This is a genomic window from Amycolatopsis kentuckyensis (assembly GCF_041679295.1).
Classification (GTDB): domain Bacteria; phylum Actinomycetota; class Actinomycetes; order Mycobacteriales; family Pseudonocardiaceae; genus Amycolatopsis; species Amycolatopsis kentuckyensis_A.
The window spans coordinates 900,936-925,089 of the sequence record NZ_JBGDMD010000004.1 but is presented as its reverse complement, the minus strand read 5'-3'; the positions used below and the strand labels follow the sequence as shown (position 1 = coordinate 925,089).

28 protein-coding genes are annotated in these 24,154 nt (G+C 72.8%); 20 read left to right on the top strand and 8 right to left on the bottom strand.

Going from position 1 to position 24,154, the window contains the following annotated elements; translation table 11 throughout:
• Nucleotides 1–90 precede the first annotated feature (90 nt).
• The 3 genes from ACERZO_RS20890 to ACERZO_RS20880 all read left to right on the top strand — a co-directional run bounded on the left by ACERZO_RS20890 (nt 91) and on the right by ACERZO_RS20880 (nt 3,365).
• Entirely contained in the window at nt 91–948 is an 858-nt protein-coding gene (locus ACERZO_RS20890; RefSeq protein ID WP_372666384.1) for a TIGR03620 family F420-dependent LLM class oxidoreductase, read from the top strand.
• Between the two features lie 7 nt (nt 949–955).
• Nucleotides 956–2,071 carry a hypothetical protein gene (locus ACERZO_RS20885; RefSeq protein WP_372666383.1) on the top strand — a complete coding sequence of 372 codons (1,116 nt, stop codon included), beginning with the start codon at nt 956–958 and terminating at the stop codon, nt 2,069–2,071.
• A 124-nt stretch (nt 2,072–2,195) separates the two neighbouring features.
• On the top strand, nt 2,196–3,365 hold the full coding sequence (locus ACERZO_RS20880; protein ID WP_372666382.1) for a S8 family peptidase: 1,170 nt from the start codon (nt 2,196–2,198) through the stop codon (nt 3,363–3,365).
• A gap of 56 nt (nt 3,366–3,421) precedes the next feature.
• On the opposite strand, the gene ACERZO_RS20875 is transcribed toward ACERZO_RS20880, so the two are convergent.
• Nucleotides 3,422–4,234, bottom strand: a complete 813-nt coding sequence (locus ACERZO_RS20875) for a hypothetical protein (RefSeq protein WP_372666381.1) — start codon at nt 4,232–4,234, stop codon at nt 3,422–3,424.
• A 165-nt stretch (nt 4,235–4,399) separates the two neighbouring features.
• Nucleotides 4,400–4,786: a Dabb family protein gene (locus ACERZO_RS20870; protein WP_372666380.1), complete on the bottom strand. Its 387-nt coding sequence runs from the start codon at nt 4,784–4,786 to the stop codon at nt 4,400–4,402.
• Nucleotides 4,787–4,853: 67 nt separating this feature from the next.
• On the opposite strand from ACERZO_RS20870, the gene ACERZO_RS20865 reads away from it, so the two are divergent.
• Nucleotides 4,854–5,483 (top strand): TetR/AcrR family transcriptional regulator, encoded by a 630-nt coding sequence (locus ACERZO_RS20865; RefSeq protein ID WP_372666379.1) that lies wholly within the window; start codon nt 4,854–4,856, stop codon nt 5,481–5,483.
• Here the strand turns inward: ACERZO_RS20865 and ACERZO_RS20860 are convergent.
• Nucleotides 5,470–5,799, bottom strand: coding sequence for a winged helix-turn-helix transcriptional regulator (locus ACERZO_RS20860; protein ID WP_372666378.1), 330 nt, complete (start codon nt 5,797–5,799; stop codon nt 5,470–5,472). The two genes, ACERZO_RS20865 and ACERZO_RS20860, sit on opposite strands and share 14 nt — an antisense overlap.
• Before the next feature lie 129 nt (nt 5,800–5,928).
• On the opposite strand from ACERZO_RS20860, the gene ACERZO_RS20855 reads away from it, so the two are divergent.
• Nucleotides 5,929–6,678: an SDR family oxidoreductase gene (locus tag ACERZO_RS20855; protein ID WP_372666377.1), complete on the top strand. Its 750-nt coding sequence runs from the start codon at nt 5,929–5,931 to the stop codon at nt 6,676–6,678.
• A gap of 69 nt (nt 6,679–6,747) precedes the next feature.
• On the opposite strand, the gene ACERZO_RS20850 is transcribed toward ACERZO_RS20855, so the two are convergent.
• The gene (locus ACERZO_RS20850; RefSeq protein WP_372666376.1) at nt 6,748–7,890 is read right to left on the bottom strand and encodes an acyl-CoA dehydrogenase family protein; all 1,143 of its coding nucleotides are present in this window, start codon (nt 7,888–7,890) and stop codon (nt 6,748–6,750) included.
• A 156-nt stretch (nt 7,891–8,046) separates the two neighbouring features.
• Between ACERZO_RS20850 and ACERZO_RS20845 the strand changes: the two genes are divergently transcribed.
• The 13 genes from ACERZO_RS20845 (at nt 8,047) to ACERZO_RS20785 (ending at nt 18,260) form a co-directional block, all read left to right on the top strand.
• Nucleotides 8,047–9,156, top strand: coding sequence for an LLM class flavin-dependent oxidoreductase (locus ACERZO_RS20845; protein WP_372666375.1), 1,110 nt, complete (start codon nt 8,047–8,049; stop codon nt 9,154–9,156).
• Nucleotides 9,153–9,761: an alpha/beta hydrolase gene (locus ACERZO_RS20840; RefSeq protein WP_372666374.1), complete on the top strand. Its 609-nt coding sequence runs from the start codon at nt 9,153–9,155 to the stop codon at nt 9,759–9,761. Before ACERZO_RS20845 ends, ACERZO_RS20840 begins: the two co-directional genes overlap by 4 nt.
• An 8-nt stretch (nt 9,762–9,769) precedes the next feature.
• The gene (locus ACERZO_RS20835) at nt 9,770–10,192 is read left to right on the top strand and encodes an RrF2 family transcriptional regulator (protein ID WP_372666373.1); all 423 of its coding nucleotides are present in this window, start codon (nt 9,770–9,772) and stop codon (nt 10,190–10,192) included.
• Between the two features lie 10 nt (nt 10,193–10,202).
• Nucleotides 10,203–10,631, top strand: coding sequence for a cupin domain-containing protein (locus ACERZO_RS20830; RefSeq protein WP_176170426.1), 429 nt, complete (start codon nt 10,203–10,205; stop codon nt 10,629–10,631).
• 2 nt (nt 10,632–10,633) lie between these two features.
• Entirely contained in the window at nt 10,634–11,356 is a 723-nt protein-coding gene (locus tag ACERZO_RS20825) for a DsbA family oxidoreductase (protein WP_372666372.1), read from the top strand.
• A gap of 100 nt (nt 11,357–11,456) precedes the next feature.
• The gene (locus tag ACERZO_RS20820) at nt 11,457–12,434 is read left to right on the top strand and encodes an ABC transporter substrate-binding protein (RefSeq protein WP_372666371.1); all 978 of its coding nucleotides are present in this window, start codon (nt 11,457–11,459) and stop codon (nt 12,432–12,434) included.
• Nucleotides 12,431–13,231 carry an ABC transporter permease subunit gene (locus tag ACERZO_RS20815; protein ID WP_372666370.1) on the top strand — a complete coding sequence of 267 codons (801 nt, stop codon included), beginning with the start codon at nt 12,431–12,433 and terminating at the stop codon, nt 13,229–13,231. Before ACERZO_RS20820 ends, ACERZO_RS20815 begins: the two co-directional genes overlap by 4 nt.
• Before the next feature lie 9 nt (nt 13,232–13,240).
• Complete coding sequence (locus tag ACERZO_RS20810; RefSeq protein WP_372666369.1) at nt 13,241–14,209, top strand: aliphatic sulfonate ABC transporter substrate-binding protein; 969 nt, start codon at nt 13,241–13,243, stop codon at nt 14,207–14,209.
• Nucleotides 14,206–14,904, top strand: coding sequence for an ABC transporter ATP-binding protein (locus ACERZO_RS20805; RefSeq protein WP_372666368.1), 699 nt, complete (start codon nt 14,206–14,208; stop codon nt 14,902–14,904). The genes ACERZO_RS20810 and ACERZO_RS20805 overlap by 4 nt, the downstream gene beginning before the upstream one ends.
• Complete coding sequence (locus tag ACERZO_RS20800; protein ID WP_372666367.1) at nt 14,901–16,361, top strand: FAD-dependent oxidoreductase; 1,461 nt, start codon at nt 14,901–14,903, stop codon at nt 16,359–16,361. The genes ACERZO_RS20805 and ACERZO_RS20800 overlap by 4 nt, the downstream gene beginning before the upstream one ends.
• On the top strand, nt 16,358–16,711 hold the full coding sequence (locus ACERZO_RS20795) for a 4Fe-4S binding protein (RefSeq protein WP_372666366.1): 354 nt from the start codon (nt 16,358–16,360) through the stop codon (nt 16,709–16,711). The genes ACERZO_RS20800 and ACERZO_RS20795 overlap by 4 nt, the downstream gene beginning before the upstream one ends.
• Nucleotides 16,708–17,775 (top strand): LLM class flavin-dependent oxidoreductase, encoded by a 1,068-nt coding sequence (locus ACERZO_RS20790; RefSeq protein ID WP_372666365.1) that lies wholly within the window; start codon nt 16,708–16,710, stop codon nt 17,773–17,775. The genes ACERZO_RS20795 and ACERZO_RS20790 overlap by 4 nt, the downstream gene beginning before the upstream one ends.
• A complete protein-coding gene (locus ACERZO_RS20785) occupies nt 17,772–18,260 on the top strand; it encodes a flavin reductase family protein (protein ID WP_372666364.1) in 489 nt (162 codons plus the stop codon). Before ACERZO_RS20790 ends, ACERZO_RS20785 begins: the two co-directional genes overlap by 4 nt.
• 103 nt (nt 18,261–18,363) lie before the next feature.
• On the opposite strand, the gene ACERZO_RS20780 is transcribed toward ACERZO_RS20785, so the two are convergent.
• From ACERZO_RS20780 to ACERZO_RS20770, 3 genes are read right to left on the bottom strand one after another with little or no spacing between them, the layout of a single operon-like run.
• On the bottom strand, nt 18,364–18,825 hold the full coding sequence (locus ACERZO_RS20780; RefSeq protein WP_372666363.1) for a nitroreductase/quinone reductase family protein: 462 nt from the start codon (nt 18,823–18,825) through the stop codon (nt 18,364–18,366).
• Nucleotides 18,826–18,883: 58 nt separating this feature from the next.
• Nucleotides 18,884–19,885: an alcohol dehydrogenase catalytic domain-containing protein gene (locus ACERZO_RS20775; protein WP_372666362.1), complete on the bottom strand. Its 1,002-nt coding sequence runs from the start codon at nt 19,883–19,885 to the stop codon at nt 18,884–18,886.
• Nucleotides 19,886–19,889: 4 nt separating this feature from the next.
• Nucleotides 19,890–20,486 (bottom strand): NADPH-dependent F420 reductase, encoded by a 597-nt coding sequence (locus tag ACERZO_RS20770; protein WP_372666361.1) that lies wholly within the window; start codon nt 20,484–20,486, stop codon nt 19,890–19,892.
• A gap of 105 nt (nt 20,487–20,591) precedes the next feature.
• Between ACERZO_RS20770 and ACERZO_RS20765 the strand changes: the two genes are divergently transcribed.
• Nucleotides 20,592–21,203, top strand: a complete 612-nt coding sequence (locus ACERZO_RS20765; RefSeq protein WP_372666360.1) for a TetR/AcrR family transcriptional regulator — start codon at nt 20,592–20,594, stop codon at nt 21,201–21,203.
• Between the two features lie 57 nt (nt 21,204–21,260).
• Here the strand turns inward: ACERZO_RS20765 and ACERZO_RS20760 are convergent, their stop codons facing one another.
• Entirely contained in the window at nt 21,261–22,532 is a 1,272-nt protein-coding gene (locus ACERZO_RS20760) for an FAD-dependent oxidoreductase (RefSeq protein WP_372666359.1), read from the bottom strand.
• A gap of 382 nt (nt 22,533–22,914) precedes the next feature.
• Between ACERZO_RS20760 and ACERZO_RS20755 the strand changes: the two genes are divergently transcribed.
• Complete coding sequence (locus ACERZO_RS20755; protein WP_372666358.1) at nt 22,915–24,150, top strand: serine hydrolase domain-containing protein; 1,236 nt, start codon at nt 22,915–22,917, stop codon at nt 24,148–24,150.
• Nucleotides 24,151–24,154 lie beyond the last annotated feature (4 nt).

The following is a 24,154-nucleotide window of genomic DNA, read 5'->3' as shown; positions in this document are numbered from 1 at the left end:
GGGTCCTCCCCTGCGACGATGCCGCCAGGTTATCGCTGCGCGTCAGCTCTGGGCCTGGTTCTCGACTGCCGGCGGTGCTGGAGTCGGATCATGAACCTCGACCTCGGCCTGCTCGGCGCGCACCTGCGCGAGCACGAAGTGACCCCGGAAACCGCCGCGGAAGTCGAGCGGGCCGGCTACGGCACGCTGTGGCTGGACGCGTCGCCGCCCGCCGAACTCGCCTTCGCCGACGAGCTGCTCGACGCCACCACGCGGCTGGTCGTCGGCACGAGCGTGGTGAACGTGTGGACCGCCGACGCGAATGCCGTCGCCGCGTCCTACCACCGGATCGAAGGCAAGCACCCCGGCCGGTTCCTGCTCGGCGTCGGGATCGGGCATCGCGAAGTCCACACCGAGTGGGCTTCGCCGCACGACACGCTGGTGTCCTATTTGGACCGTCTCGCCGCCGCGGGCGTCCCGGCCGAGCGGGTCGTGCTCGCCGCGCTCGGGCCGCGGATGCTGCGCCTGGCCCGCGACCGCACCGCCGGAACCGTTCCGTGCCTGGTGACCCCCGAACACACCCGGCGGGCCCGAGCGGTGCTGGGTGCCGGCAAACTGGTGCTGCCGGGTCACTTCGCCCTGGTCGAGCCCGATCCGGAGCGGGCTCGCGCGATCGCGCGGTCGGCACCGCCGGGCACCGCGCTGGGCGTGGCCAACTACGCCGCCAACCTCCGCCGGCTGGGCTTCACCGACGACGACCTCGCCGGCTCCGGCAGCGACCACCTCGTCGACGCGCTCGTCGCCCACGGCGCCCCGGCCACCGTCGCGGCGCGGCTGCTGGCCCACCGCGCCGCGGGCGCGGACCACGTCGGCGTCTACCCGCTCGGCGACGACCCGATCGCCACGCTCCTCGCCGTCGCCCAAGCCGTGGGAACCGTTGACCCTCACACCAGTGTGAAGGTCCTTTGATCGGTCCATGACCTTTCACCTGGGACTGGCCCTGGACGGCGTGGGATGGCATCCGGCCGCTTGGCGGGCGTCATCGGTGACCGAGCCCGCCGAACTCTTCGGCAGCCGCTACTGGGCCGGCTGGGGCCGGACGAGCGCGGCCGGCGGCATCGGCTTCCTCACCCTCGAAGACGGCCTGACCGCCCAGACCGAGCAATTCGGCGCCGCCCCCGGCGATCCGGGCGGCCGGGTCCGCGGCCGGCTCGACCCGGTCGTCACCGCCGCGGTCCTGCTGTCGGCCTCCGACATCGGTGAGGTCGTGGTCACCCGGAACGTCACGCACGCCAACCCCTTCCACACCGCCACCCAGCTGGCTTCCCTGGCCGCGATCGGGCCGGGCCGGGTCGCCTGGCGGCCCCAGGTGTCGGCGAACGCCGGCGACGCCGTGGTGGTCGGCGGGACCCCGACACCACGGCTGCACCCGGACGACATCTACGTCCCGACGCGGATCGCCCGCCGGCTGCGGGATCTGTTCCGCGACGCGGAATCCCACGTACAGACCGTGCGTGACCTCTGGACGACGTTCCCCGCCGACGCCCTCGGCTCCGGCGACGAGTTCTGGCGGCCCGGCCGGGTCGGACCGCTGCCCGGCGACGGCCCGGCCGGGCCGCTGAACGTCCCCGTATCCGCGTCGCCTCCGGTCGTCACGCTCGCCCACCACGCCCTGGAGCCCTACCGGCTGGCCGCCGCGGCGGCCGACCGCGTGTTCCTCACGCCGACCGCGGAGCACCCGCTGCCGGCGGTGCTGGCCGCCTTCCGGCAGATCGAAGCGCTGACCCCGGACGCCACGCCCACCGCGGTCTACGCGGACCTCGCGGTGGTGCTGGGCGACACGGGCGAGCACGCGCGGGAACGGCTCGCCCGGCTCGACCGCGCCGCCGGCGCGCCGTGGACCACCGACACGGGCATCTTCACCGGTTCACCGGGCGAGCTCGCCGAAGTCCTGACCGGGTGGCGCGACGAGCACGGGCTCGCCGGCGTCCGGCTCCGGCCGGCGGTCCTGCCCGAGGACGCCGAGCGCGTCATCCGCGACGTCGTCCCGCTGGTCGCCGGGAGTCCACCTCACGAGAACATCCTTTCGTAGGGGAGGAAATCGCCCGGTAGGACAACGCAAACCGCCGCAAAACCGCAAAAAACCGCGCCTGCCGAGAAAACAGCCGCCACCTTAACTTCGTCCTCGGAGCGTCCCCTTCCCCGAGGAGCAGGAAATGCGTGCAGCGAGATTCACCGGAGCCGCGGTCGCCGTGGCGGCGGCTGTCGTCTTCACCGGCGTCACCCCCGCCCAGGCCGCGGAAGGCGTCGTGCTCGGCGCCGCCGACGCCGGCGCGATCGAGGGCAGCTACATCGTCGTGCTGAAGGACAGTGCGAAGAACACCGACAGCGGCTCGCTGGCCCGCCGGTACGACGGCACGGTGAGCCGGGTCTACACGCGGAACCTGGCCGGGTTCTCCGTGCGCCTGGACGAAAAGCACGCCAAGCGCCTCGCCGCGGACAGCGCCGTCGCCTTCGTCGAGCAGGACAAGACCGTGCGCGCCGACGCCGTCCAGCAGAACCCGCCGTCGTGGGGGCTGGACCGGGTCGACCAGCGGAACCTGCCGCTGAACAACCAGTACACCTACAGCACCACGGCGTCGAACGTGAACGTCTACGTGCTCGACACCGGGATCCGCGCGACCCACCAGACCTTCGGCGGCCGCGTGCACCAGGGTTACGACTTCATCGACAACGACACGAACGCCGACGACGGCTACGGGCACGGCACGCACGTCGCCGCGACGATCGCCGGCTCGCAGTACGGCGTCGCGAAGGGCGCCCAGCTGTACCCGGTGCGGGTGCTCGGTTCCGACGGCAGCGGGACGACCTCGGGCGTGATCGCCGGCGTCAACTGGATCACCGCCAACGCGAAGAAGCCGGCCGTGGCCAACGCCAGCCTCGGCGGCGGGGTCTCGACCGCGCTCGACACGGCGGTCCGGAACTCGATCGGCTCCGGGGTCACGTGGGCGGTCGCGGCGGGCAACTCCAACGCCAACGCCTCGACGTCCTCGCCCGCCCGCGTCACCGAGGCGATCACGGTGGCCGCCGCGGACAAGACCGACACCCGTGCGTCCTTCTCGAACTACGGCGCCGGCGTCGACCTGTTCGCGCCCGGCGTCGGCATCACCTCGGCGTGGAACACGAACGACACGGCGACCTACACCGGCAACGGCACGTCGTTCGCGTCGCCGCACGTCGCGGGCGCGGCCGCGATCTACCTCGCGACCCACACCACGGCCACCGCGGCCCAGGTGAGCCAGGCGCTGGTCACCGCGGCCACCCCCAACCTGGTGAAGAACCCGGGCAGCGGCACCCCGAACCGCACGCTCTACATCGCCCCCTGACGCCGCACCGGAAAGGAGGGCGGGGCCCCGGCAACGCGCCGGGGCCCCGCTCGCTTTCACGACTCCCAGCGGATTCCGATGCGCCCGACCGCGTCGGCCTCGGTGACGTGCACGGTCCCGCCGGAATCCGGGCTCAGCTCCCGCCCCGGCCCGGCGTCGCGCACCCGCACGCACAGCGCCGGCAGCACCGCGAACCGGGCTTCGAGCAGGTAGTCGCGGACCGGCCGGTCGAGGGTGCGCACGAACCGCCGGGCCGCCGGGCGGGCCGGGAACGTCGCGCGGTACTCGACGATGACCGACTCCCCCGGTGCCGGTGCGGCGTCCAGCACGAGGTCGGCGGTCAGGCGGCTGCGATCCAGGTCGTGCTCGACACCCGCGACCCGGCAATTGCGCTCGGCGAGGATCTTCGGGGTCACCCCCGGTTCGAGGTCCCAGCGCACCGGCCAGTGCTCGAGCCCCGCCCCGCCGGCGCGCAGCACGACCCGCGCGTGGACGGCGGAAAGCCGGCCGTGGTCGTCGATGTCCGCGCGGTCGTGCTGGCTCACCGCGACCAGGTGGCCGGGCAGCGGCGTCCGGCCGCGCGGTTTCGGCGGTCCCAGCAGCGCACCGAAAGAGCCGGCGGGCAGCTCCAGCAGTTGCTCCAAGCCGACTAGGACGCGCAGTGACTCCGCCCGTTCGGGGCGGCGGCGCCCCGACTGCCACAGGCTCAGCGTCGGCACGCTGACCGACAGCCCGCGCCGCGCGAGGCGGTGGCGGATGCGGTCCAGGGACAGCCCGCTCTCGGTGATGGCCGCGCGGAGCGCGGCCGGGAACGGGCCGTCCGCGAGCAGGCGCTCGAGATCGGCCGAACGGTCGGCGGTGCGGCGCATGGGGACTCCTCGGGAGGGGTCGGTCGCTCGGATGCGGTCAGCGACAACAGATCCCGTTCACCCGCACCGTCGGACACGGTCGCGTGACTTCCCGTCCGGTTACCATGCACCGAAAGTAAGAAGGCGTGCGTGAAGTGTCAACGATGTCCGAATCATGAACCGGTTTCAGGCGGGGATGGCTTTCAGCTGCCGCTCCCAGTCCGGGTACTTCTCGAGCTTCGCGCGGACCAGCTCGCCCATCTTCGCGCCGGTTTCCGGGTCGGCGTCGTCGGTGAACCGCACGGCCGAAAGCCGCGCGAGGCTCGGCAGGATGACGTCGTCCCCGGCGAGGTGCACGGGGTCGTGGAGGTACCGCTCCAGCGCGGCGAGGTCCGGGACGCCGACGCAGTAGGCGTGCGTGTACCCCTCGGCCGGGTCGCCGAGGTCCCGGCCGACCGTGCCGAACGCGGCCGACTCGACCCCGGCCGTCCGGCGCATGGCGGCGAGCACGGCGTCCCGGCCGGCTTCGGTGACGTCGTCGCGGAACCGGAAGCGAAGCAGGTTGACGATCATGAGGTCCTCCAGATTGAACTTGTGGGTTCAATTTAGCGAACCGGCGAGTCAGTTGTAAACTCCATCCATGACCACCACCCGCGGCCGGATCGACAAACGGGAGGCGATCCTCGCCGCCGCCTTCGCCGTCTTCGCACGGACCGGCTACGACGCGGCGGGCGTTCAGGAGATAGCGGCTGAAGCCGGTGTCGCGAAGCCGACCGTGTACAACCACTTCCAGGACAAGGAAACCCTGTTCCGAGCCACACTCGCCGCCGCGGCCGAGCGGGTCGCGGCGGCCAACCTCGCGGCGGTGGAGCGCATCACCCCCGACGGCGATCCCCGCCGGACACTCACCCGCGCGGCCCGGGCACTGGCTCGCCGCTGCTGCGACGAAGAGTCCCGTGCGTTGCGCGCGTTGACCTACGCCCAGCTGGGCCGGTTCCCCGAACTGCTGACCGAGGTCCACGCCGTCACCGCGGGGCGGCTGGCCGAGGTCCTCGCCGACCGCCTGGCCCGGCTGATCGTCGCCGGGCGGCTCCGCCACGACGACCCCGCGCTGATCGCCGAGCAGTTCCTGGCGCTGCTGTCCGGACCGCTGGAAAGCCGCTCCCGGCTCGGCACCCACCACCTGACGGGCAGCGAGGTCGACGCCGTCGCGGACCACGCGGCCGCGACGATCGCGCGGGCGTTCGGCACTCGAGTCAGCGAGCCGTGATCTCCGCGGCGTTCGCGCGGATCCAGTCCAGCAGCGGAGCCAGCGCCGCTGCCGCGCCGCGGCCCAGATCGGTGACCGAGTACGTCACCGGAGGCGGCTGACCGGAGCCGGCCTCGCGGTGCACCAAACCGTGCTGCTGCAACGACTTCAACGTCGAGGCCAGGCTTTTGTCGCTGATCCCGGCCACCACCGCGCGCAGCTCGTGGTAGCGGTGCGGCCGCTCCAGCAACGCCGTCAGCACCAGGATCGCCCACCGGCCGGCGAGGTGCCCGAGCACCTCCCGGGCCGGGCAGTCCTTGTGGAACACGTCACCCACCACGCCTCCCGCGGGTCTCCGGCCTGCGCGCTCACCGGCGGGTGAGCCGCTCACGCCGAGGTGAGCGCCTTCCCGGTCGAGCGGACTCTCCCTAGGTTAGCGACCAGCTCACGACCACCGGGAGGAAACGTGCCGACCACACTCGTCACCGGGGCGTCGCGCGGGTTGGGCGCCGCGATCGCCCGCGGCCTCGGCACCCGGGGCCACCACGTGCTCGTCAACTACCGCACGGACGCCGCGGGAGCGGCCGGGGTCGTCCGGGAGATCGAAGCCGCCGGCGGCACGGCGTCCAGCGCCCAGGCGGACGTCACCGACCCGGCGGCCGTCGACGCGCTGGTGGCCGGGATCGGGCGGATCGACGTGCTCGTCGTCAACGCCAACACCGCGCCGCCGCCGTTCGCGTCCCTGGCCGAAATGTCCTGGGCCGCCTTCGCGGCCAAGGTCACCGGCGAACTGGCCGGTGCTTTCCACATCACCCGGCGGGTTCTCGAACCGATGCGCGCGCAGGGTCACGGCCGCATCGTCTACATCGGGAGCACCGCCGCGGACTACGTCGGCGCCGGACGGCTGGCGCACGGCACCGCGAAGTCGGCGCTGGCGACGTTCGCCCGGCACGTGGCCGCGGAATGCGCGCACGACGGGGTCAGCGTGCTGGTGGTGGCGCCCGGCGCGGTACGGACCCCGGCGACGGCCGAGGTGCTCGACAGCGACCGCGGCGCGGTCCTCGCCCGCGAATCCGTGCTGGGTCGCGTGCTCGAACCCGACGACGTAGCTGCGGCGGTCGCACTGGCCGCCGACCCCGCGCTCCACGCGGCCACGGGAACCACGCTGCGGGTCGACGGCGGCTGGGGCGTGCTGGTCGGCGGCCCCGCGAGCTGACCGGGGGCCGGCATCGAGCGGTGCGGTAGCGCACGCCGCTACCGTGCGGCGGCGACCGGCTCGGGAGGTTCAGGCCAGGATCGAGCGGCCCAGCCCGGTCAGCACGGCGTCGTCCTGCGGGGTGTGGACGCGGCTGCACAGCACGTCCCGGTAGTGGCGCTGCAGTGGGTTCCCGTGCGTCAGCCCGGGGTTGCCGGCCAGCGCGACCGCCTGCTCGACGGCCTCGATGAGCAGCCGGGTCGCAAGCACTTTGGCGACCCCCGCGTGCGCGGGAGCGTCCGGATCGCCTTCGTCGACCCGGCGGGCCAGTCCGAACAGGACTTCCTGCGCACCCGTGATCCGCGCGGCGATCTCCCCCACCCCGGTCTGGAACCGCGGCAACGTGGACAGCGGTTTGCCCAGCCCGCTCGGGACGCGCTCGCGGAGGAACCCGGTGAGCCAGTCCAAGGCATTGCGAGCCACGCCGAGGTAGAGCGCCGGCAGCGCCAACGGGAACGTCAGCACCGGCGGCCGCTGGGTGTCCGGTGTGGACAGTCCGGCGGTCGCGCCCCCGGCGACCGGGACGTCGGCGAACACCACGTCGTGACTGGCGCTCGCGCGCAGGCCGAGGTGGTCCCAGGTCGGCTCGATCGTGATGCCCGGCGCGTCGCCGCGGACCAGGAAGCCGCCGACGCGCGGTTCGGGCTCGTCGGTCCGCGCCCAGACCACCAGCCACCGCAGGCCCACCGAGCCCGTCGAGTAGATCTTGCGGCCGGACAGGCGCCAGCCGTCCGCGCTCCGGCGCGCGATCGTCGCGGGCAGGCCGCCGCGCGTCGGCGAACCCAGTTCCGGTTCGACGCGCAGCGCGTTGATCAGCACCGGCCGCTCGGCGGATTCGGCGAGCACCTCGCGGTAGACCTCGTCCGGCCACGTCGGGTCGATCCCCTGGCCCGCGTGGACGAACAGCGTCATCGCGGTCACCAGCGCGACCGACGGATCACCGCGGCCCAGCTCGGAAAGCAGCCGCGCGGTGTCGAGCACGCCGGCGCCGGGACCGCCGTAGCGCGGGTGCACGGTCGTCGTCAGCAACCCGGCCCGGTGCACGAGTTCGACGCCCTCGTGCGGGAAGCTCGCCTCGCGATCGTGCTCGCCCGCCCGCGAAGCCAGCGCGGCGACGATCGACGGCAGCGCGGCGAGGTCCGGCTGCGGCACGGTGGCGACGGTCGTGGTCACGAAATCCTCCCGGACGGTCGGGCCGACGATAAGCCGCCCGGCTCGCCGGAGGCCAGAGGCGTCCAGCAATTGGACACCTGGAGATGCCCAATTGACAGCGCGGGCCGGAGTGCCGTTCCCTGGCTGAGCCTTCTTCTTGCGGTGAAAGGAAAGCAGATGCCCGTCGAGTTCGTCGGCATGATCGGCACCCAGGACGCGAGTGAGACCCGGCCGGCGAGAGGGCCGGTCGTCGACCCGGCCTACGTCCGCCGGTTCGCCCGGGCGCACGAGGACGGCGGGTTCGACCGCGTGCTCATCGGTTACGGCGCGGGCTGGCCGGAGGGCCAGCAGGTCGCCGCCTACACCGCGGCCCACACCGAGCGCCTCGGGGTGCTGGTCGCCCACCGCCCCGGGTTCGTCGCGCCGACACTGGCGGCACGCGCGTTCGCCACCCTCGACCACTTCAGCGGCGGGCGCGTGGCGGTGCACACCATCACCGGCGGCAGCGACGTCGAGCAAGCTCGCGACGGCGACTACCTGCCCAAGGACGAGCGGTACGAGCGCACCGACGAGTACCTGGAGATCCTCAAGCGCGCCTGGACGTCCGGGTCGGCGTTTTCCCACCACGGCAAGCACTACCGGCTCGACGACTACACCCCGCAGGTGCGGCCGGTGCAGAACCCGCGGATCCCGCTCTACTTCGGCGGTTCGTCCGAGGCGGCTTACCGGGTCGGCGGCAAGCACGCCGACGTGTTCGCGCTCTGGGGCGAACCGCTGAAGGAGACGGCGGAGCAGATCGCGTCCGTCCGGGCGGCGGCGAAGGCGGCCGGACGGCTGACCCCGCCCGGGATCAGCGTGTCCTTCCGGCCCATCCTCGCCCCGACCGAGGAGCTGGCCTGGGAACGCGCCGAGCGGATCCTCGACAAGGTCACCGCGACCGGCGCTGCCAAAGCGGCGCGCGAATGGCGTGACGGCGGGCCGCCCACGAACGTCGGCAGCGTCCGCCTGCTGGCCGCGGCCGCGAAGGCCGATCGGCACGACCGTGCACTGTGGACTCCCCTGACCACCGCGACCGGCGCCGCCGGCAACTCCACCGCGCTCGTCGGCACGCCCGAAACGGTCGCCAAGGCACTGCTGGACTACGTCGACATCGGCGTCACCACGCTGCTGATCCGCGGTTACGACCCGCTCGACGACGCGATCGACTACGGCCGGCACCTGCTGCCGCTGGTGCGCTCCGAGCTGGCCCGCCGCGAGCGGCAGCCCGCCACGGCGGCCGCCGTATGACGCTCGCGGCACCGGCCGGCGGGGTGCCCGTCCGCGGCACGGTCGTGCTGCTGCCCGGCCGCGGCGAGCACCCGGCGCTGTACCACCGGCTCGCCACCCGGCTCGCGTTCGACGGGTACCGGGTGACCACGGAGCTCGACTCCGGACCGGTGGTGCTGCTCGGCCACGACACCGGCGCGCTCCGCGCCCTCGAGCTGGCCGCCGAGCACCCCGTCGCCGCAGTCGTCGCCAGTGGGCTACCGCTGGGCGAACCGGGCGGCTGGACCGACGAGCTGGACGCGCGGACGGCGTGCCCGGTCCACCGCGCCCTGCTCGACCGCGACGACCGGTTCGCCGCCGGAGCGCTGCGGGGACCGGTGCCGGGCCGGGCCGCCGCGCCGGACGTTCCCGTTCTGGTCCTGCACGGCGAGACCGACCGCGTGGCCTCTCCCGAGACCGCCCGGGCGTTCGCCGAGACCCTGCCCGCGGGCCGGTTCGTGCTGGTCGGCGGCGGTCGGCACGACGTGCTCAACGACGTCGACCACCGCAGCGTCGCCGCCGAGATCGTCCAGTTCCTGGAATGGCTGCGCGCCGGGAAGCGCGCCCCGGCGCTGGTCCGGGGATGATGGCGGGCATGCGCATCTCGGCCAGGGCGGACTACGCGATCAGGGTGCTGCTCGAGCTCGCCGCGGACACCACGCGGCCGATCACGTGCGAAGCCGTCGCGTCCACCCAGGACATCCCCGCCCGGTTCATCAAGGCGGTCATCCGCGACCTGCGCCAGGCCGGGCTGGTCCGCAGCCAGCGCGGCTGCGAGGGCGGCTACTGGCTCGCGCGCCCCGCCGGGGAGGTCACCGTGCGCGACGCCGTCGTGGCGGTCGACGGCGAGTTCCTCTCCGTCCGCGGCGAGCCCCGCCCCGCGCTGAGCTACCACGGCACCGCCGCCGGCCTGACGCCGTTCTGGTCGGACGTCGAAGCCGGGCTCGACGCGATCCTGCGTGCGACGACGATCGCCGACCTCCTCACCGACGCCGCCCCGGCCCGCGTCGCGACCTGAAGGGACTTCCATGAGCGACCTCTGGCACCAGCCGCTGCGGCACATCCGCGGCGCCGACCTGACCGGCGACACCAACCAGACCACCGGGATGACCCGGCTGGAGGCCATCTCCGGCAAGACCGTCGGGTCGTCGAAGGTGTGGATGGGCGAGACGCACGTCGCGCCGGTCACCAACTCCGGCGACCACCACCACGGCGAGGCCGAAACCGCGATCTACGTCAAGTCGGGTCACCCCGTGTTCGTCTTCGCCGACGGCGAGGAGGAGATCCGGATCGAGACCGGACCCGGCGACTACATCTTCGTGCCGCCGTACGTGCCGCACCGCGAGGAGAACCCGACCGACGAAGAGGCCGTCGTGATCATCGCCCGCAGCAGCCAGGAGGGCATCGTGGTCAACCTGCCCAGCCTGTGGTCCCCGGTCGACGTGCCCGAGGACTGACCGTGCTCGACGTCGTCGAATACACCGATCCCGCCTGCCCCTGGGCGTGGGGGTCGGAGCCGAAGTTCCGCCGCCTGCGAGCGGAGCTGCCGGAGGCCCGGTGGCGCCGGGTCTTCGGCATCCTCTTCGACGACGACGAGGACCCCGCGCCGGACCCGGCCGCGGAAGCCGCCTGGTACGCGAAGTTCATCGACGGCGTCACCGAGCACACCGGCGCCCCGAAGCCACCCCACCTGTCGTGGGTGGCCCGCACGAGCTGGCCGGCCTCGCTCGCCGCGAAAGCCGCGGAGGCGCAAGGGGAAACCGTCGCCGAGCTCGTCCTGACCCGCCTGCGTGAGACGACTTTCCTGCTCGGCACCCCGGCCGACGACACCGAGCGCGTGCTCGCCGCCGTCGAAGGCGTGCCGGGCCTCGACGTCGATGCCTTGCGCACTGCCATGGCGAGCGGGGAAATCCGCCAGGCCGTCCGGGACGACTGGCGCGAGACGCGCAACCCGTGCCCGGAAGTCCTCGACATCACCGCGCCGGGACCGCACAGCGGCCGCGCGAAGCACCTCGAACACCACGTCCGCTACGCCCTGCCGACGCTGACCTTCACCGGTCCCGGCGGCCGGTTCGTCGTCCCCGGCTGGCGTCCGCTGCGCGAGTACTTCGACGCCGCGCGCGCCGCGACGGTCCACAGTGGATCTCTTCCCGGCTCGTGGGAACCCGGCCGCGGGCGTTGACTCTCCCCGGGCGCGGGGGAAAATAGACACACGCCGGTGACCATTTAGCCCGGCGCCGCCACCGAATCTCCGCGGCCGACACCGCATTGGGGAGTTCCGCATGCCCTCGAAATCCCGGCAACCCCGGCTCGCCCTGCTCGTGGCCGCCTTGCTCGGCCTCACCGCGCTCACGGCGTGCGGATCGTCCACTTCGGACGCTTCCGGCGAGGTCGTGCTGCGCGTCGGCGACCAGACCGGTGCCACGCAGTCCCGGCTCAAGGCCGCCGGGCTGCTCGACAACCTGCCCTACAAGATCGAGTGGTCGCAGTTCGCCGCGGCGGTCAACCTGCACGAGGCCCTGCGCGCGGACGCGATCGACATCGGCGGCGCCAACGACTCCCCCACCGTCACCGCGATCGCCGGCGGCTCCAAGATCAAGGTCGCCGCGGCCTGGAGCAACGGCGGCAAGGGCACCTACCTGCTGGTGCCGAAGGACAGCCCCGCCCGCACGGTCGCCGACCTCAAGGGCAAGCGGATCTCCCCCACCACCCGCGGCAGCGTCGCGCACTACCTCGTGATCGGCGCGCTGAAGCAGGCCGGGCTGTCGGACAAGGACGTCACGCTCAACTTCCTCGCGCCCTCCGAAGCGAACGGCGCGTTCTCCACCGGCAACATCGACGCCTGGGCCACCTGGAGCGTCTACGCCGCCCGCGCCCGCGGCGAACTGGGCGCGCGGGTGCTGTCCGACGGCGCGGGCATCAACTCCGGCCTCAACGTGCTGTCCGCCACCGACAAGGCCTTGGGCGACCCGCGCAAACGTACGGCCATCCAGGACTTCGCGAGCCGCGTCGACAAGAGCTACACGTGGTCGAAGGACAACCCCGACGCCTTCGACAAGTGGTACGCCGGATTCGCGCACCAGTCTCTGGAGATCGCCGCCCAGGTCCGGCCGGACGAGACGAACTACCAGCGCATCCCGGTCGACGCCGCGCTCGCCGCCCAGCTGCAGAAGACCTACGACACCTGGGTTCAGCAAGGCCTGTTCCCCGGCGGCAAGAAGCTCAGTGAGTACATCGACGCACGCCTCGATCCGCGATGACCCGCGCCGTCGCCCGGCCCGTCGTCGTCCGCTTCCCGTACCGGGCCGTGTCCTGGCTGACGCCGATCGCCGTGCTCACCCTGTGGGAACTGCTGGCCCAGACCGGGATCCTGCCCAAGCAGGTGCTGCCCGCACCGAGCAGCGTGCTGGCCAAGGCGGGCGATCTGGTCGAAGACGGCGAGCTGCCGTCGAACTTGCTGGCCAGCCTGCAGCGGTCGGCGACCGGGTTCGCCATCGGCGCGAGCCTCGGGCTCGGGCTCGGCCTGCTCGTCGGACTGTCCAAAGTGGCCGAAGCACTGCTGGACCGCAGCATCCAGATGGTCCGCGCGGTACCGTTCCTCGCGATCCTGCCGCTGGTGATCGTCTGGTTCGGGATCGGCGAGGCCGGGAAGATCTTCCTGATCGCGCTCGGCACCGCCGTCCCGCTCTACCTGACCACCGTGCTCGGCATCCGCCAGATCGACCCGAAGCTCCTCGAAATGACCGACGTCGTGGGCCTCGGCCGCGCCGCGCAGATCCGCTGGGTCGTGCTGCCGGGTGCGCTGCCGTCGATCCTCGGCGGGCTTCGGCTGTCGCTGACGGCGGCCTGGCTGGCGCTGGTCATCGCCGAAACCCTCGGTGCCGACGCGGGGCTCGGGTTCATGGCCACCAACGCCCGCGAGTTCCTGCAGACCGACGTGATCGTGCTCGTCGTGCTCATCTACGCCGTGATCGGGATCCTCTGCGACCTCGTCACCCGTCTCCTCGAACGCCGCCTGCTGCGCTGGCACCCCACCTACGCCCGCCTGACCGCCTGAGGACCCGCCATGACACTCTCCCGCCGCACGTTCCTGACCGCTGCCGGGCTCACCGCGCTGGCCGCCCCGCTCGCCGCGTGCGCCACCGGCTCGGCCGGTGGCGCCACCCAGGGCAAGGTCCGGCTGACCTACAGCACGATCTCCGTCCCGAAGGCCCGCGGTGTGCTGGAAAAAACGCTCAAGGACCAGGGCATCACCGTCGAGTGGGTGGGTCCGTTCCCCAACCACGCACCGACACTGCAGGCCGTCGTCGGCGGCACGGCCGACTTCAGCTTCGGCGGCAGCACCACCCCCGCCGACCAGGCCATCCTGTCGGGTGCGGACCTCGTCTACGTCGCCTGGGCAGCGTCGACGCCACGGACCACCGCCATCGTCGCCGGGGCCCACACCGGCATCGAGAAGGTCACTGACCTCGCCGGCAAGACGGTTGCGGTCAACAAGGCCGGGCTCGGCGAGTTCCTGCTGGTCGCCGCGCTCGAGAAGTACCAGGTCCCGCGCGACTCGGTGAAGGTCACCTACCTCAACCCGCCCGAGGCGTCGGCCGCGTTCGGCGCCGGGAAGATCGACGCCTGGGCCATCTGGCAGGGCTTCCGCGAGATCGCCGAAGTCCAGTACGGCGCCAAGCCGATCTTCGTCGACGGCGACGAGCTGGACTTCCAGATCGACTTCACCAGCTACCTCGTCCGCCGCGACTACGCCGAGCAGAACGCCGACACGATCCGGAAGGTGATCGCCGCGTTCCAGGCCGACTACGAGTGGCAGAACCAGCACTACAAGGAGTCGCTCGACATCGGCAACGCCGTGTCCCACTACCCGCAGGCGGTGCTGGACAAGATGGCCGCGAAGAACGTCCAGACCAAGCTGGCGCTGATCAACGACGACGGCATCGCCCAGCTCCAGCGCGGCGCCGACTGGCTCACCCAGCGCAAGGTCCTCAGCGGGCCGATCACCATCGCCGACCATGCGGTGAAGCTGTGACGACCGCCGTCCGCGTGCGCGGGCTGACCAAGAGCTTCGGCGATCGGACCATCCTGAATGGCCTCGACCTCGACATCGCGCCCGGCGAGTTCGTCGCGCTCATCGGCGAAAGCGGTTGCGGCAAGACGACGTTGCTGCGGCTGCTCGCCGGGCTCGACACCGCCGACGCAGGCGACCTCGAAGCCCCGGCCGAGCGGATGGTGGTGTTCCAGGAACACCGGCTGCTGCCGTGGCGGCGGGTGTGGCAGAACGTCGCCGTCGGCCTTCCCCGCGAGGCCGCGGCCCGCGCCTTGACCGAGGTCGGTCTGGCCGGGCACCTCGACGCCTGGCCGGTCACGCTGTCCGGCGGCGAAGCCCAGCGCGTCGCGCTCGCCCGGGCGCTGGTCCGCGAGCCCCGGCTGCTGCTGCTCGACGAGCCGTTCGCCGCGCTGGACGCGCTGACCCGGATCAAGATGCACGCGCTGGTCCGGCAGCTCGTCGCCGCGCACCGCCCGGCCGTCCTGCTGGTCACCCACGACGTCGACGAGGCCATCCTGCTCGCCGACCGCGTGGTCGCGATGCGGTCCGGCCGGCTCGCCGCCGAACACCGCGTCGGCTTCGAGGGCGAGCGCAGCCGCCGCAACCCGGAGTTCGACGAGCTGCGGCACCGGCTGCTGGCCGAGCTCGGCGTCGCCGAACTGGCCGAGACCCGGTGAACGCCGACGTGCTCGTCATCGGCGGCGGCCTCGCCGCGACCTGGACCGCCTTGGCCGCGGCCCAGGCCGGCGGGGACGTCGTACTGGTGGACAAGGGCTACTGCGGCACCAGCGGCGTCACCGCGACCGCCGGGGTCACGCACTGGTTCGTGCCTCCCGAGCGGCACGAGGAGGCGGTCGCCGAGCGCCACGCGCACGCGGGCGGGCTCGCCGATCCCGAGCAGGCACTGCGGGTCCTGCGCACGACGTGGGAACGACTGCCCACATTGGACCGGTACTACCCCTTCCCGGTGCGCGACGGGCAGCCGGACCGCACGAACAACGTGCGCGGGCCGGAGTACCTGCGGGCGATGCGCGGGCTCGTCCACCGCGCCGGCGTCCGGATCCTCGACCACCACCCGGCGCTGGAACTGCTGCTGCGCCCGGACGGCTCGGTGGGCGGCGCGGCCGGCGTCCGGCGGCAAGCGGGCGGGAACTGGCAGGTCCAGGCGGGCGCGGTGGTGCTGGCCACCGGCGGCACGGCGTTCCGCTCCCACCTGCTCGGCTCCCGCGGCAACACCGGCGACGGGCACCTGATGGCCGTCGAGGCGGGGGCACGGGTGTCCGGCATGGAGTTCTCGAACTACTACACCCTCGCCCCGGCGTTCTCGACGATGGCGCGGTCGATGACGTACCTGTTCGGCACTTACACCGATGTCGACGGCCGCGAGATCGAGCTGCCGTCCGGCCCGGACCGCAACCGGGTTCTCGGCGCGGCCATGCTGCGCGGACCGGTGTTCACGACGCTCGACCGCGCGCCGGACTGGGTGCGCCGGAAGATGCCCGTGGTCCAGCCGAACTTCCTGCTGCCGTTCACCCGCCGCGGGATCGACCCGTACCGCGACCGGTTCGAGGTCACCCTGCTCGGCGAAGGCACGATCCGCGGCGTCGGCGGGCTCGTCACCCGGCCGGACTGCGCCACCGATGTGCCCGGGCTGTTCGCCGCGGGCGATGTCGCGAGCCGGATGCCGGTCGTGGGCGCGATCTCCGGCGGCGGCTCGCCCAACTCGGCGTGGGCGGTGTCGTCGGGCACCTGGGCCGGGCGGGCCGCGGTCCGGCACGCGCGCGGTGCCGGCACGGCTCCCTTGCGTCCGGCCGGCCGCGCGGGGATCCGGCCGAGCGGACGCCGGGCCGCGGTCGACACCACGGCCGTGGTCGACGTCGTCCGGGAGGAGCTGAACGCCTACGACAAGAACATGTTCCGCGACGACGCCGGTCTCCGCGGCTCCTTGTCCACATTGGATTCCCTGTGGACGGACGTCGAGGCGGGCCTGACCGGCACCGGCCGCGACGCCGTGACCGCGCGCGAAACCGCGTCACTGGTGGCCATGGGCCGCTGGGTCAAGGAAGCGGCGCTGCGCAGGCGTGCGTCGCTCGGCATGCACTGGCGCACCGACGAGCAGGAGGCCGCCGCGTGATCGAACTCGTCCTCGCCGACCGCTGCATCGCCTGCGACAAGTGCGTCCAGGTGTGTCCCAGTGACGTCTTCGACGCCGTCCCGGACGCCCCGCCGGTCATCGCCCGCCAGAGCGACTGCCAGACGTGCTTCCTCTGCGAGCTGTACTGCCCGGTCGACGCGCTGTTCGTCGACCCCGACTGCCGCACCCCCGTCAGCGTCGACGAAACCGCCGTCCGGGCCGCGGACTGGCCCGCGCAGTACCGGCGCGACTCCGGCTGGGGCCGGGCGCGCCGCACCCACGCCAACGAAAGCTGGCGGATGAGCGACATCTTCGCCGCCGCCCGCGCCCTCGGACAGGAGACCCCGTGACGCTCGAATTCATCGGCTACGCCGCCGGCCGCCAGGCCAGCGAGATCATCGCGCCGGAAGGCCCGATCATCCAGCCCGGCTACCTGCGCGAAGTCGCCCGTACGCACGAAGAAGCCGGGTTCGACCGGGTGCTGATCGCGCAGTCGGCGAGCAGCCCGGACGGGTTCGTGCTCGCCGACCAGGTCCTCGCCGCCACCGAGCGGCTCGGCGTCCTGCTCGCCCACCGCCCCGGGTTCGTCGCGCCGACGCAGCTGGCCCGCAAGTTCGCCACGCTGGACGCGTTCCACCCCGGCCGGATCGCGCTGCACGTGATCACCGGCGGCGACGACGCCGACCAGGCGCGCGACGGCGACTTCACCGACAAGCCCACCCGCTACCGCCGCACCGACGATTTCCTCTCGGTCGTGCGCCGGACGTGGGACTCGGCCGCGCCCTTCGACCACGAAGGCGAGTTCTACCGGGTCCGCGGCGCGCTCTCGGACATCCGGCCGGCCGCCGGGATCCCGGTGTACTTCGGCGGCGCGTCGGAGGACGCGATCCGGGTCGGCGCCAAGCACGCCGACGTCTACGCGTTCTGGGGCGAGCCCCTCGCCGGGATCGCCGAGCGCATCGAGCAGGTCCGGGCGGCCGCCGGCCGGGACATCGCGTTCAGCGTCAGCCTCCGGCCCATCCCCGCGGCCACCGAAGCCGAAGCGTGGGAGCGCGCGCGGGACATCCTGCGGCTGACGCAGGAGCGCGTCGGCGAGTTCAAGGGCCGCCGCGACTCCAGCGAGGCCGTCGGCTCGCAGCGGCTCCTGGAAGCCGCGGCGACCGGGGACGTCGTCGACGAGCGCCTGTGGACGGCGGTGGCGAAGACGACCGGCGCCGCCGGGAACTCGACCGCGCTGGTCGGCAGCTACGAGCAGGTCGCGGACTCCCTGCTGGACTACGTCCGGCTCGGCGTCGGCACGCTGCTGATCCGCGGGTTTTCGCCCCTGGCCGACGCGCGTGACTACGGCACCCTCGTACGGCTGGTCCGGGAGCGCGCGGACGCCGTCACCGTCGGCGCACGAGGACAGCGATGACCGCCTTGCAGCCCGTGACGTCCGAAAGCCGTCTGCGCGAAGCTTTCGGCTGCTTCCCGTCCGGCGTGACCGCCGTGTGCGCCCTCATCGACGGCGTCCCGCACGGGATGGCCGCCAGCTCCTTCACGTCGGTCTCGCTGGCGCCCCCGCTGGTGTCGATCTGCATCCAGCGGACGTCATCGACGTGGCCGCGGCTGCGCGACCGGCGGCTCGGCCTGAGCGTCCTGGCCGAGGGCCAGGACGACGCGTGCCTCAGTCTGTCGGCCCGCCACGGGGATCGCTTCCGCGACGTCGGATGGGAACCCGGCCCCCACGGCAGCGTGTTCATCAGCGGCTCGAGCGCGTGGCTGGAGTGCTCGCTGCACGAGGAGGTGCCGGCCGGCGACCACCTGATCGCGCTGTTGCGGATCCACGGCCTGCGCACCGCCGAAAACCCACCCCTGGTCTTCCACGGCAGCCGCTTCCGCCGGCTCGCCGCGGTGTGACGCCCCAGCCGAGCCGCGCGACGAACTCCGGCGTGCGCTGCCGCTCCTCGTCGGTCCCGGGTGACGGGCGCCCGGGTGAAACCCGGACGCCCGTGGCGTCCGGTCAGCTCTCGGCGGGTTCGAGCAGGATCAGTGGCACCTCGCGGTTGCCGGCCTCGACGGCGCGGGCGCGGAGCCCGGCGAAGAACGGGTAGAGCTCGTCGGCGTAGGCCAGCCAGCTCTCGCGCTCCGCGCCCTCGGCCACCCGGGCGGTCATCAGCCGGCGCTCCGGACCGTCCTGCAGCTGCACCGTCGGGTGCGCCACGAGGTTGTGGAACCAGCCCGGATTGCGGGCCTGGCCGCCGGCCGACGCGCCGATGGCGTAGACGCCGTCACGCTCGATGCGCATCAGGGCGACCTTGCGCAGCTTGCCCGAACGGGCACCGCGCATGGTCACCACGACCACCGGGCCACCGCCCGTCGTCGCGCCTTCGCGGCCGTCGGTGCGCTCGTAGAGCTCGACCTGGCCACGGGTCGCCGCGTCGGCGCTGGGGACGTACTCACCCTCGAGCAGATCCGTTGTCATTGTCGGAGACTTCCTTTCGTCGAGGACGGCTTTCACGCGCCGCCCTGGTGCACCGGCTTCAGCCGCCAACCCGGATCACGGTCTTCCCGATGGTCCGGCCGCTCTCGGCGAGGGTGTGCGCCGTCTTCATGCTTTCGGCGGTCAGACCCTCGAGAACAGTGGTGACGATCGGGCGGAGCCGGCCCGCCGCGACGTCTTCCGCCGCCCGGGCCAGAATCCGGCCCTGGCTGCCGACATCACCGCCGGCCACGATCTTGCTGAACACCATCTCGCTGTGCAGCGACAGCGACTTGCCCGTCAAGGCCTCCGGGTCGAAGGGGCCGGTGAGGTCGATGGCGGCCAGGTGCCCGAAGGGGCGCAGCACCTCCGCGATCGTCCCCAGGCGGCCGCTGGTGCCCGCGGTCGAGAACACCAGGTCGACGTGGTCGACCCCCGCCGCGCGGAGCTGTCCGGCCAGGTCGCCGTGGTGGTCGACGACCAGGTCGGCGCCCATCGCCGTCGCCCACGTCCGCGACTCGGGCCGCGAGGCCGTGCTGACCACGAACGCCGGCGTCGTGGCCTTGAGCAGTTGCGTGGCCATCGACCCGACGCCACCGGCTCCGCCGGCGACGAGCACGCGGCCGACACCGGGCGGCAGCGCGTCCTGGTCGCGGAACAGCGATTCCCAGGCCGTGAGGACACCGATGGGCAGCGATGCGGCGTCGGTGAACGCCAGCCCGTCCGGGATCTTGGCCACCACCCGGTGGTCGACCGCGACGCGCTCGGCCCAGCAGCCGTCGCGGGTGAAGTCGCCGGTGCCCAGCACCCGGTCCCCGGCCGCGAATCCGGTGGCCGCGGGTCCGACCTCGGCGACGACCCCGGCGAACTCCCAGCCGAGGACGACCCGCCCGCCGGGCTCGGCGCTGCGCGTCTGCCGGATCGCGGCTTCGCCCGGGTTGATGCCGATCGCCCGGACTTCGATCAGCAGGTCACCGTCCCGTGGCCGAGGTTCGGCGACTTCGGTCAGGGTGATGGCGAACGCGTCGAGCGCGTGTGCCTTCTCATAGGCCAAGGCTTTCACGGCTTCAGTCCTGCTTCAGGGCGTGCAGCGCCGAGAGCGGGCCACCGATCTGCATCAGGCGACCGCCGTCACGCAGCGTCCCGGCGTCGACCGGCGCGAAGCCGAGGGCGTCGGCGACGGTGCGGAAGTCCGCCTTGGCGGCCTGGTCGTCACCGGCGTAGAACAGCAGCTGCCGTCCTTCCGCGTGCCGGGGATCGGCGGCGATGTACTGGGCGTAGAGGGTGTTGAAGGCCTTGATGACACGCGCGCCCGGCGCACGATCCGCGACGTACTCGCTCGCCGTCGCCACCCCGAGATCGGCGACGGACGGCCGCATCGACTCGAGGTTGTTGGTGGTGTCGACCAGGATGCGGCCGTTCCAGCCGGGCAGCCCGGCCAGCGCGGCGCCGACCTGCGGCCACCTCACGGTGAGGAAGACCAGGTCGGCGGCGGCCGCTTCCGCGGGTGTGCCCGCGCTCGCGAGCGGCCCCAGCCGGGTCACGACGTCGAGAAGCGTGTCCGGGCCGCGGCTGTTGCTGAGCGTCACCTTGTGGCCGGCCTTCACGAGGTGGCCCGCGATCGCCTGCGCGACCGTCCCGGCGCCGATGGTTCCGAAGCTCATGACCGTCCTTTCGATGACGTCCGTCATCATAATTTAAGATTGCCGTCGTCATCATTGACTGTCAACATCGGTAACGGCAGCGAGCCCGCCGGAAAGGACGTCGACGTGCCCCGCATCACCCAAGAGCAGAAACGGCTCAACCACGAGAAGATCGTCAACGCGGCCGGCGCGGGGTTCCGGCTGCGCGGCATCGACGGCATCGGCATCGAGGAGCTGATGAAGTCGGCCGGCATGACGCACGGCGGGTTCTACAACCACTTCGCCTCGAAGGACGACCTCGCTCTCGAAGTCCTCCGCCAGGGCTTCACCGACTCGCTCGAGGTCCTCGACGCCATCCGCGAAGCGCATCCCCGCTCGGCGCGCGCGGCCCTGCACGACATGGTCGACGAATACCTCGACGCCGAGCACCGCGACCACCCCGAGACCGGCTGTGCCTCGGCCGCCCTCGTCTCCGACGCCGGCCGCCACAGCGCCGCCGCCCAGGCTGAATACCGGCGCGGGCTCGACGGCTATTTCGCCGCCATCACCGACATGCTGCTCGACCGCGCACGCCAGTCCGGCGCCGAACTCACTCCCGCCGAAGCCCGCGAGCGCGCGGTGGCGTTGTTCAGCCAGATGGTCGGCGCGCTGCTCCTCTCCCGGGCGATCGCCGACGCCGCCCCGGACCTGTCGGACGAAGTGCTGATGGTCAACCGGCGGCGGCTCAAGAAGCTGTGACCGACGTCGTTTTCGTGGCCGGCGAGCTGAACTCCGGCCCGGCGGCCCCTTGTCGCGTCAGGCGGCGAACTGATCTTCCGGCGTGACGCCGCGCCGGGCGGACGCCGGGGCTCGCTCCGGTCGCAGCCCCACGCCGACGAGGTACACCGCCAGCGTCCGGAGGATCGGCACCCTCTGCGCCGCGGTCATGATCCAGCCCGGCGGGCCCGCTTGCCTCCCGGACACGATCGGGCCGGCGAGGTCGGCGTGCATGATCCGCTGCAGGGCCTGCACCAGCAGCAGCGACGGCAACCGGCGCCGCCGGATCCGGGCGAGGTCGGCCCCCCGCACCGCACCCCGCCGGAGCCGCCCGGCCAGCACGGCCGCGGTCGCGACGGCGTCCTGGACCGCGAGGTTGATGCCCACGCCCCCGACCGGCGACATGGCGTGCGCGGCGTCCCCGATGCACAGCAGGCCTTCCACGTGCCACCGGCGCAGCCGGTTGAGCCGGACGTCGAGGAGCTTGACGTCGTCCATCGAGACCAGCTCGCCGACCCGGTCGGCGTACTCCGGGAGGAGCTCGGCCACGTCGCGCCGGAACGCGTCGATGCCGCGGGCCCGCAGCCGGCCGTCGGTGCCCTTGCGTGCGACGTACCCGATCTGGAAGTAGCCCTCTCGCGGGATGACGATCGCGAACCGGCCCCGGCCCGGCCGCCGGGTCAGCTGGTCGACCTGCTCGCCTTCGCGCCGCGAGAGCCGGAACCACCAGGTGTCGAACGGAACGTCGAACTCGGTCACCCCCAGCCCGGCCGCCGCGGGCAGGACCGAATTCCGGCCGTTGCACGCCACCGTGAGGTCGGCCCGGATCTCGCCGCCGACCTCCTCGCCGCCGGGCCCGCTCGTGCGGTAGCGGACCCCGGCGACCCGGCCGCGCTCCCGGATCAGCGAGGTCACCGCGGTCCCCGTTTCGAGCCGGAACGCCGGCTCCGCCCGCGCGGCGTCGGCGAGCAGGTTCAGCAGGTCCCACTGAGGAACGATCGCCACGTACGGGTGCCGCACTCCCCACCTGCGCAACGCACCGAAGTCACCGATCCGCCGGACCCCGCCGTCACCGTCGGGCAGGACCACGTCGGTGATCCGCGTCTGCGGCAGGCGCGCGAAGCGCTCCCCCAGCCCGAGTTCGTCGAGCAGCTGCAGGGTCGCCGGGTGCACGGTGTCGCCGCGGAAGTCGTGCAGGAAGTCCTCGTGCTTCTCCAGCACCGTGACCTCGACCCCGGCCCTCGCGAGCAGCAAGCCCAGCACCATGCCCGCGGGACCCCCGCCCACGACGCAACACGTCGTCCGTTCCACAGTGTCCTGTCCCCCCGTCGACCGCCTGCCCGCGGCGACCCCACCCCCTTCTACACCCGGCCCGGCCGCGGCCTCGGGCCCGCGGCGCGGACGAGAGTATTCAGGGCAGCTTCGCCGCACGAACGTTCCGGTCGCGCCGCCCGATCGGCCACGACCGATACCGGCGCGAACGAGTCCGATGACACGGTCCAGCTCGCAGGCCGCCGAGAGGTTGAGTCTCAGCGGTGGGTCTTGATCAGGTCGTCGCGGAAGGCGGCGACGTCCGGGCCGATCGGTTCCGGCACTCCGCGAGATCTCCCAACCGTGTCAGTGCGGTGGCTGCCCGGTGTCAGAGCGGCCCGGGATCGTGGGCGCATCTTCGAATCCGGGAAAGGACCACATCATGGCTGACATCCCCGCCGAGGGCGGCTACGTCGAGCAGGGCTGGGAAAAGGTCGCCGACGCGTTCCGCGCGAACTTCGCGGACCACCCCGGCGAGATCGGCGCGGCGTGCAGCGTCTACGTGGCCGGCCGCCCCGTCGTCAACCTGTGGGGCGGCCTCGCCGACCGCGAGGCGAACCGGCCCTGGGGTGAAGACACCGTCGCTCAGGTCGCTTCGACGACGAAGGGCGCCACCGCGATCTGCGCCCACCTGCTGGCCCAGCGCGGCCGGCTGGACCTGGACGCCCCGGTCGTCGAGTACTGGCCGGAGTTCGGCGCGGCGGGCAAGGAGGAGATCCCGGTGCGCTGGCTGCTGTCGCACCAGGCCGGCCTCCCGGTCGTCGACGGGCCGCTGACCTTCGAGCAGGCGTGTGCCTGGGAGCCGGTCATCCACGCGCTCGAAGCGCAGAAGCCGTTGTGGGAGCCGGGCACCCGGCACGTCTACCACGCCGTGACCTACGGGTTCCTGGTCGGCGAGGTCGTGCGCCGGATCACCGGCAAGTCGCCGGGCACGTTCTTCGCCGAGGAGGTCGCCGCCCCGCTCGGGCTGAGCGCGTGGATCGGGCTGCCCGAGGAGCACGAGCCGCGGGTGGCGCGGTTCGAGGACGCCGCGCCGTTCACCGTGGAGGAGCTGCTCGCCGGGATGATCGCGACGACCGGCCTCGACGCGGACACGGTCACGCGGTGGGTCGAGTCGATGTGGACGCCGGACGCGATCCAGATGCACACGGGCGTCCTGGGCGGCGCCCTGGACCCCTCGACGGGCTACTTCCGCACGCGGGCCTGGCGCGCCGCGGAGTTCCCGGCCGCGAACATGGTGGCGGACGCGCACTCGCTGGCGCGGATGTACGCCGCCACGGTCAGCGAGGTCGACGGGCTGCGGCTGCTCGACCCGGCGACCGTCGAGACGATGACCGCGATCCAGACCGACAAGACGACGATGTACGGCGTGCCGGCCGGCCTGGACATCCCGGCCGACCGCTCCTTCAACATGTCCCTCGGCTTCTGGCGGGCCTGCCCGCCGCTGCCGATGGCCGGGCCGGGCTCGTTCGGCCACCCGGGCTCCGGCGGTTCGATCGCCTTCGGCGACCCCCACGCCGGTGTCGGCTTCGGCTACGTCACGAACCTCTGGAACTACCGGCCCGACGACCCGCGGGCGGCGAACCTCGCCAAGGCCGTCCGCGCCTGCCTCGGCTGAGGGG

Coding starts and splice junctions, on each gene's coding strand:
- ACERZO_RS20830 (WP_176170426.1), top strand. CDS start 10,203: ATGAGCGACCTCTGGCACCAGCCGCTGCGGCACATCCGCGGCGCCGAC.
- ACERZO_RS20845 (WP_372666375.1), top strand. CDS start 8,047: ATGCCCGTCGAGTTCGTCGGCATGATCGGCACCCAGGACGCGAGTGAG.
- ACERZO_RS20870 (WP_372666380.1), bottom strand. CDS start 4,786: ATGATCGTCAACCTGCTTCGCTTCCGGTTCCGCGACGACGTCACCGAA.
- ACERZO_RS20865 (WP_372666379.1), top strand. CDS start 4,854: ATGACCACCACCCGCGGCCGGATCGACAAACGGGAGGCGATCCTCGCC.
- ACERZO_RS20835 (WP_372666373.1), top strand. CDS start 9,770: ATGCGCATCTCGGCCAGGGCGGACTACGCGATCAGGGTGCTGCTCGAG.
- ACERZO_RS20810 (WP_372666369.1), top strand. CDS start 13,241: ATGACACTCTCCCGCCGCACGTTCCTGACCGCTGCCGGGCTCACCGCG.
- ACERZO_RS20815 (WP_372666370.1), top strand. CDS start 12,431: ATGACCCGCGCCGTCGCCCGGCCCGTCGTCGTCCGCTTCCCGTACCGG.
- ACERZO_RS20755 (WP_372666358.1), top strand. CDS start 22,915: ATGGCTGACATCCCCGCCGAGGGCGGCTACGTCGAGCAGGGCTGGGAA.
- ACERZO_RS20780 (WP_372666363.1), bottom strand. CDS start 18,825: ATGACAACGGATCTGCTCGAGGGTGAGTACGTCCCCAGCGCCGACGCG.
- ACERZO_RS20890 (WP_372666384.1), top strand. CDS start 91: ATGAACCTCGACCTCGGCCTGCTCGGCGCGCACCTGCGCGAGCACGAA.
- ACERZO_RS20875 (WP_372666381.1), bottom strand. CDS start 4,234: ATGCGCCGCACCGCCGACCGTTCGGCCGATCTCGAGCGCCTGCTCGCG.
- ACERZO_RS20820 (WP_372666371.1), top strand. CDS start 11,457: ATGCCCTCGAAATCCCGGCAACCCCGGCTCGCCCTGCTCGTGGCCGCC.
- ACERZO_RS20885 (WP_372666383.1), top strand. CDS start 956: ATGACCTTTCACCTGGGACTGGCCCTGGACGGCGTGGGATGGCATCCG.
- ACERZO_RS20785 (WP_372666364.1), top strand. CDS start 17,772: ATGACCGCCTTGCAGCCCGTGACGTCCGAAAGCCGTCTGCGCGAAGCT.
- ACERZO_RS20770 (WP_372666361.1), bottom strand. CDS start 20,486: ATGAGCTTCGGAACCATCGGCGCCGGGACGGTCGCGCAGGCGATCGCG.
- ACERZO_RS20880 (WP_372666382.1), top strand. CDS start 2,196: ATGCGTGCAGCGAGATTCACCGGAGCCGCGGTCGCCGTGGCGGCGGCT.
- ACERZO_RS20840 (WP_372666374.1), top strand. CDS start 9,153: ATGACGCTCGCGGCACCGGCCGGCGGGGTGCCCGTCCGCGGCACGGTC.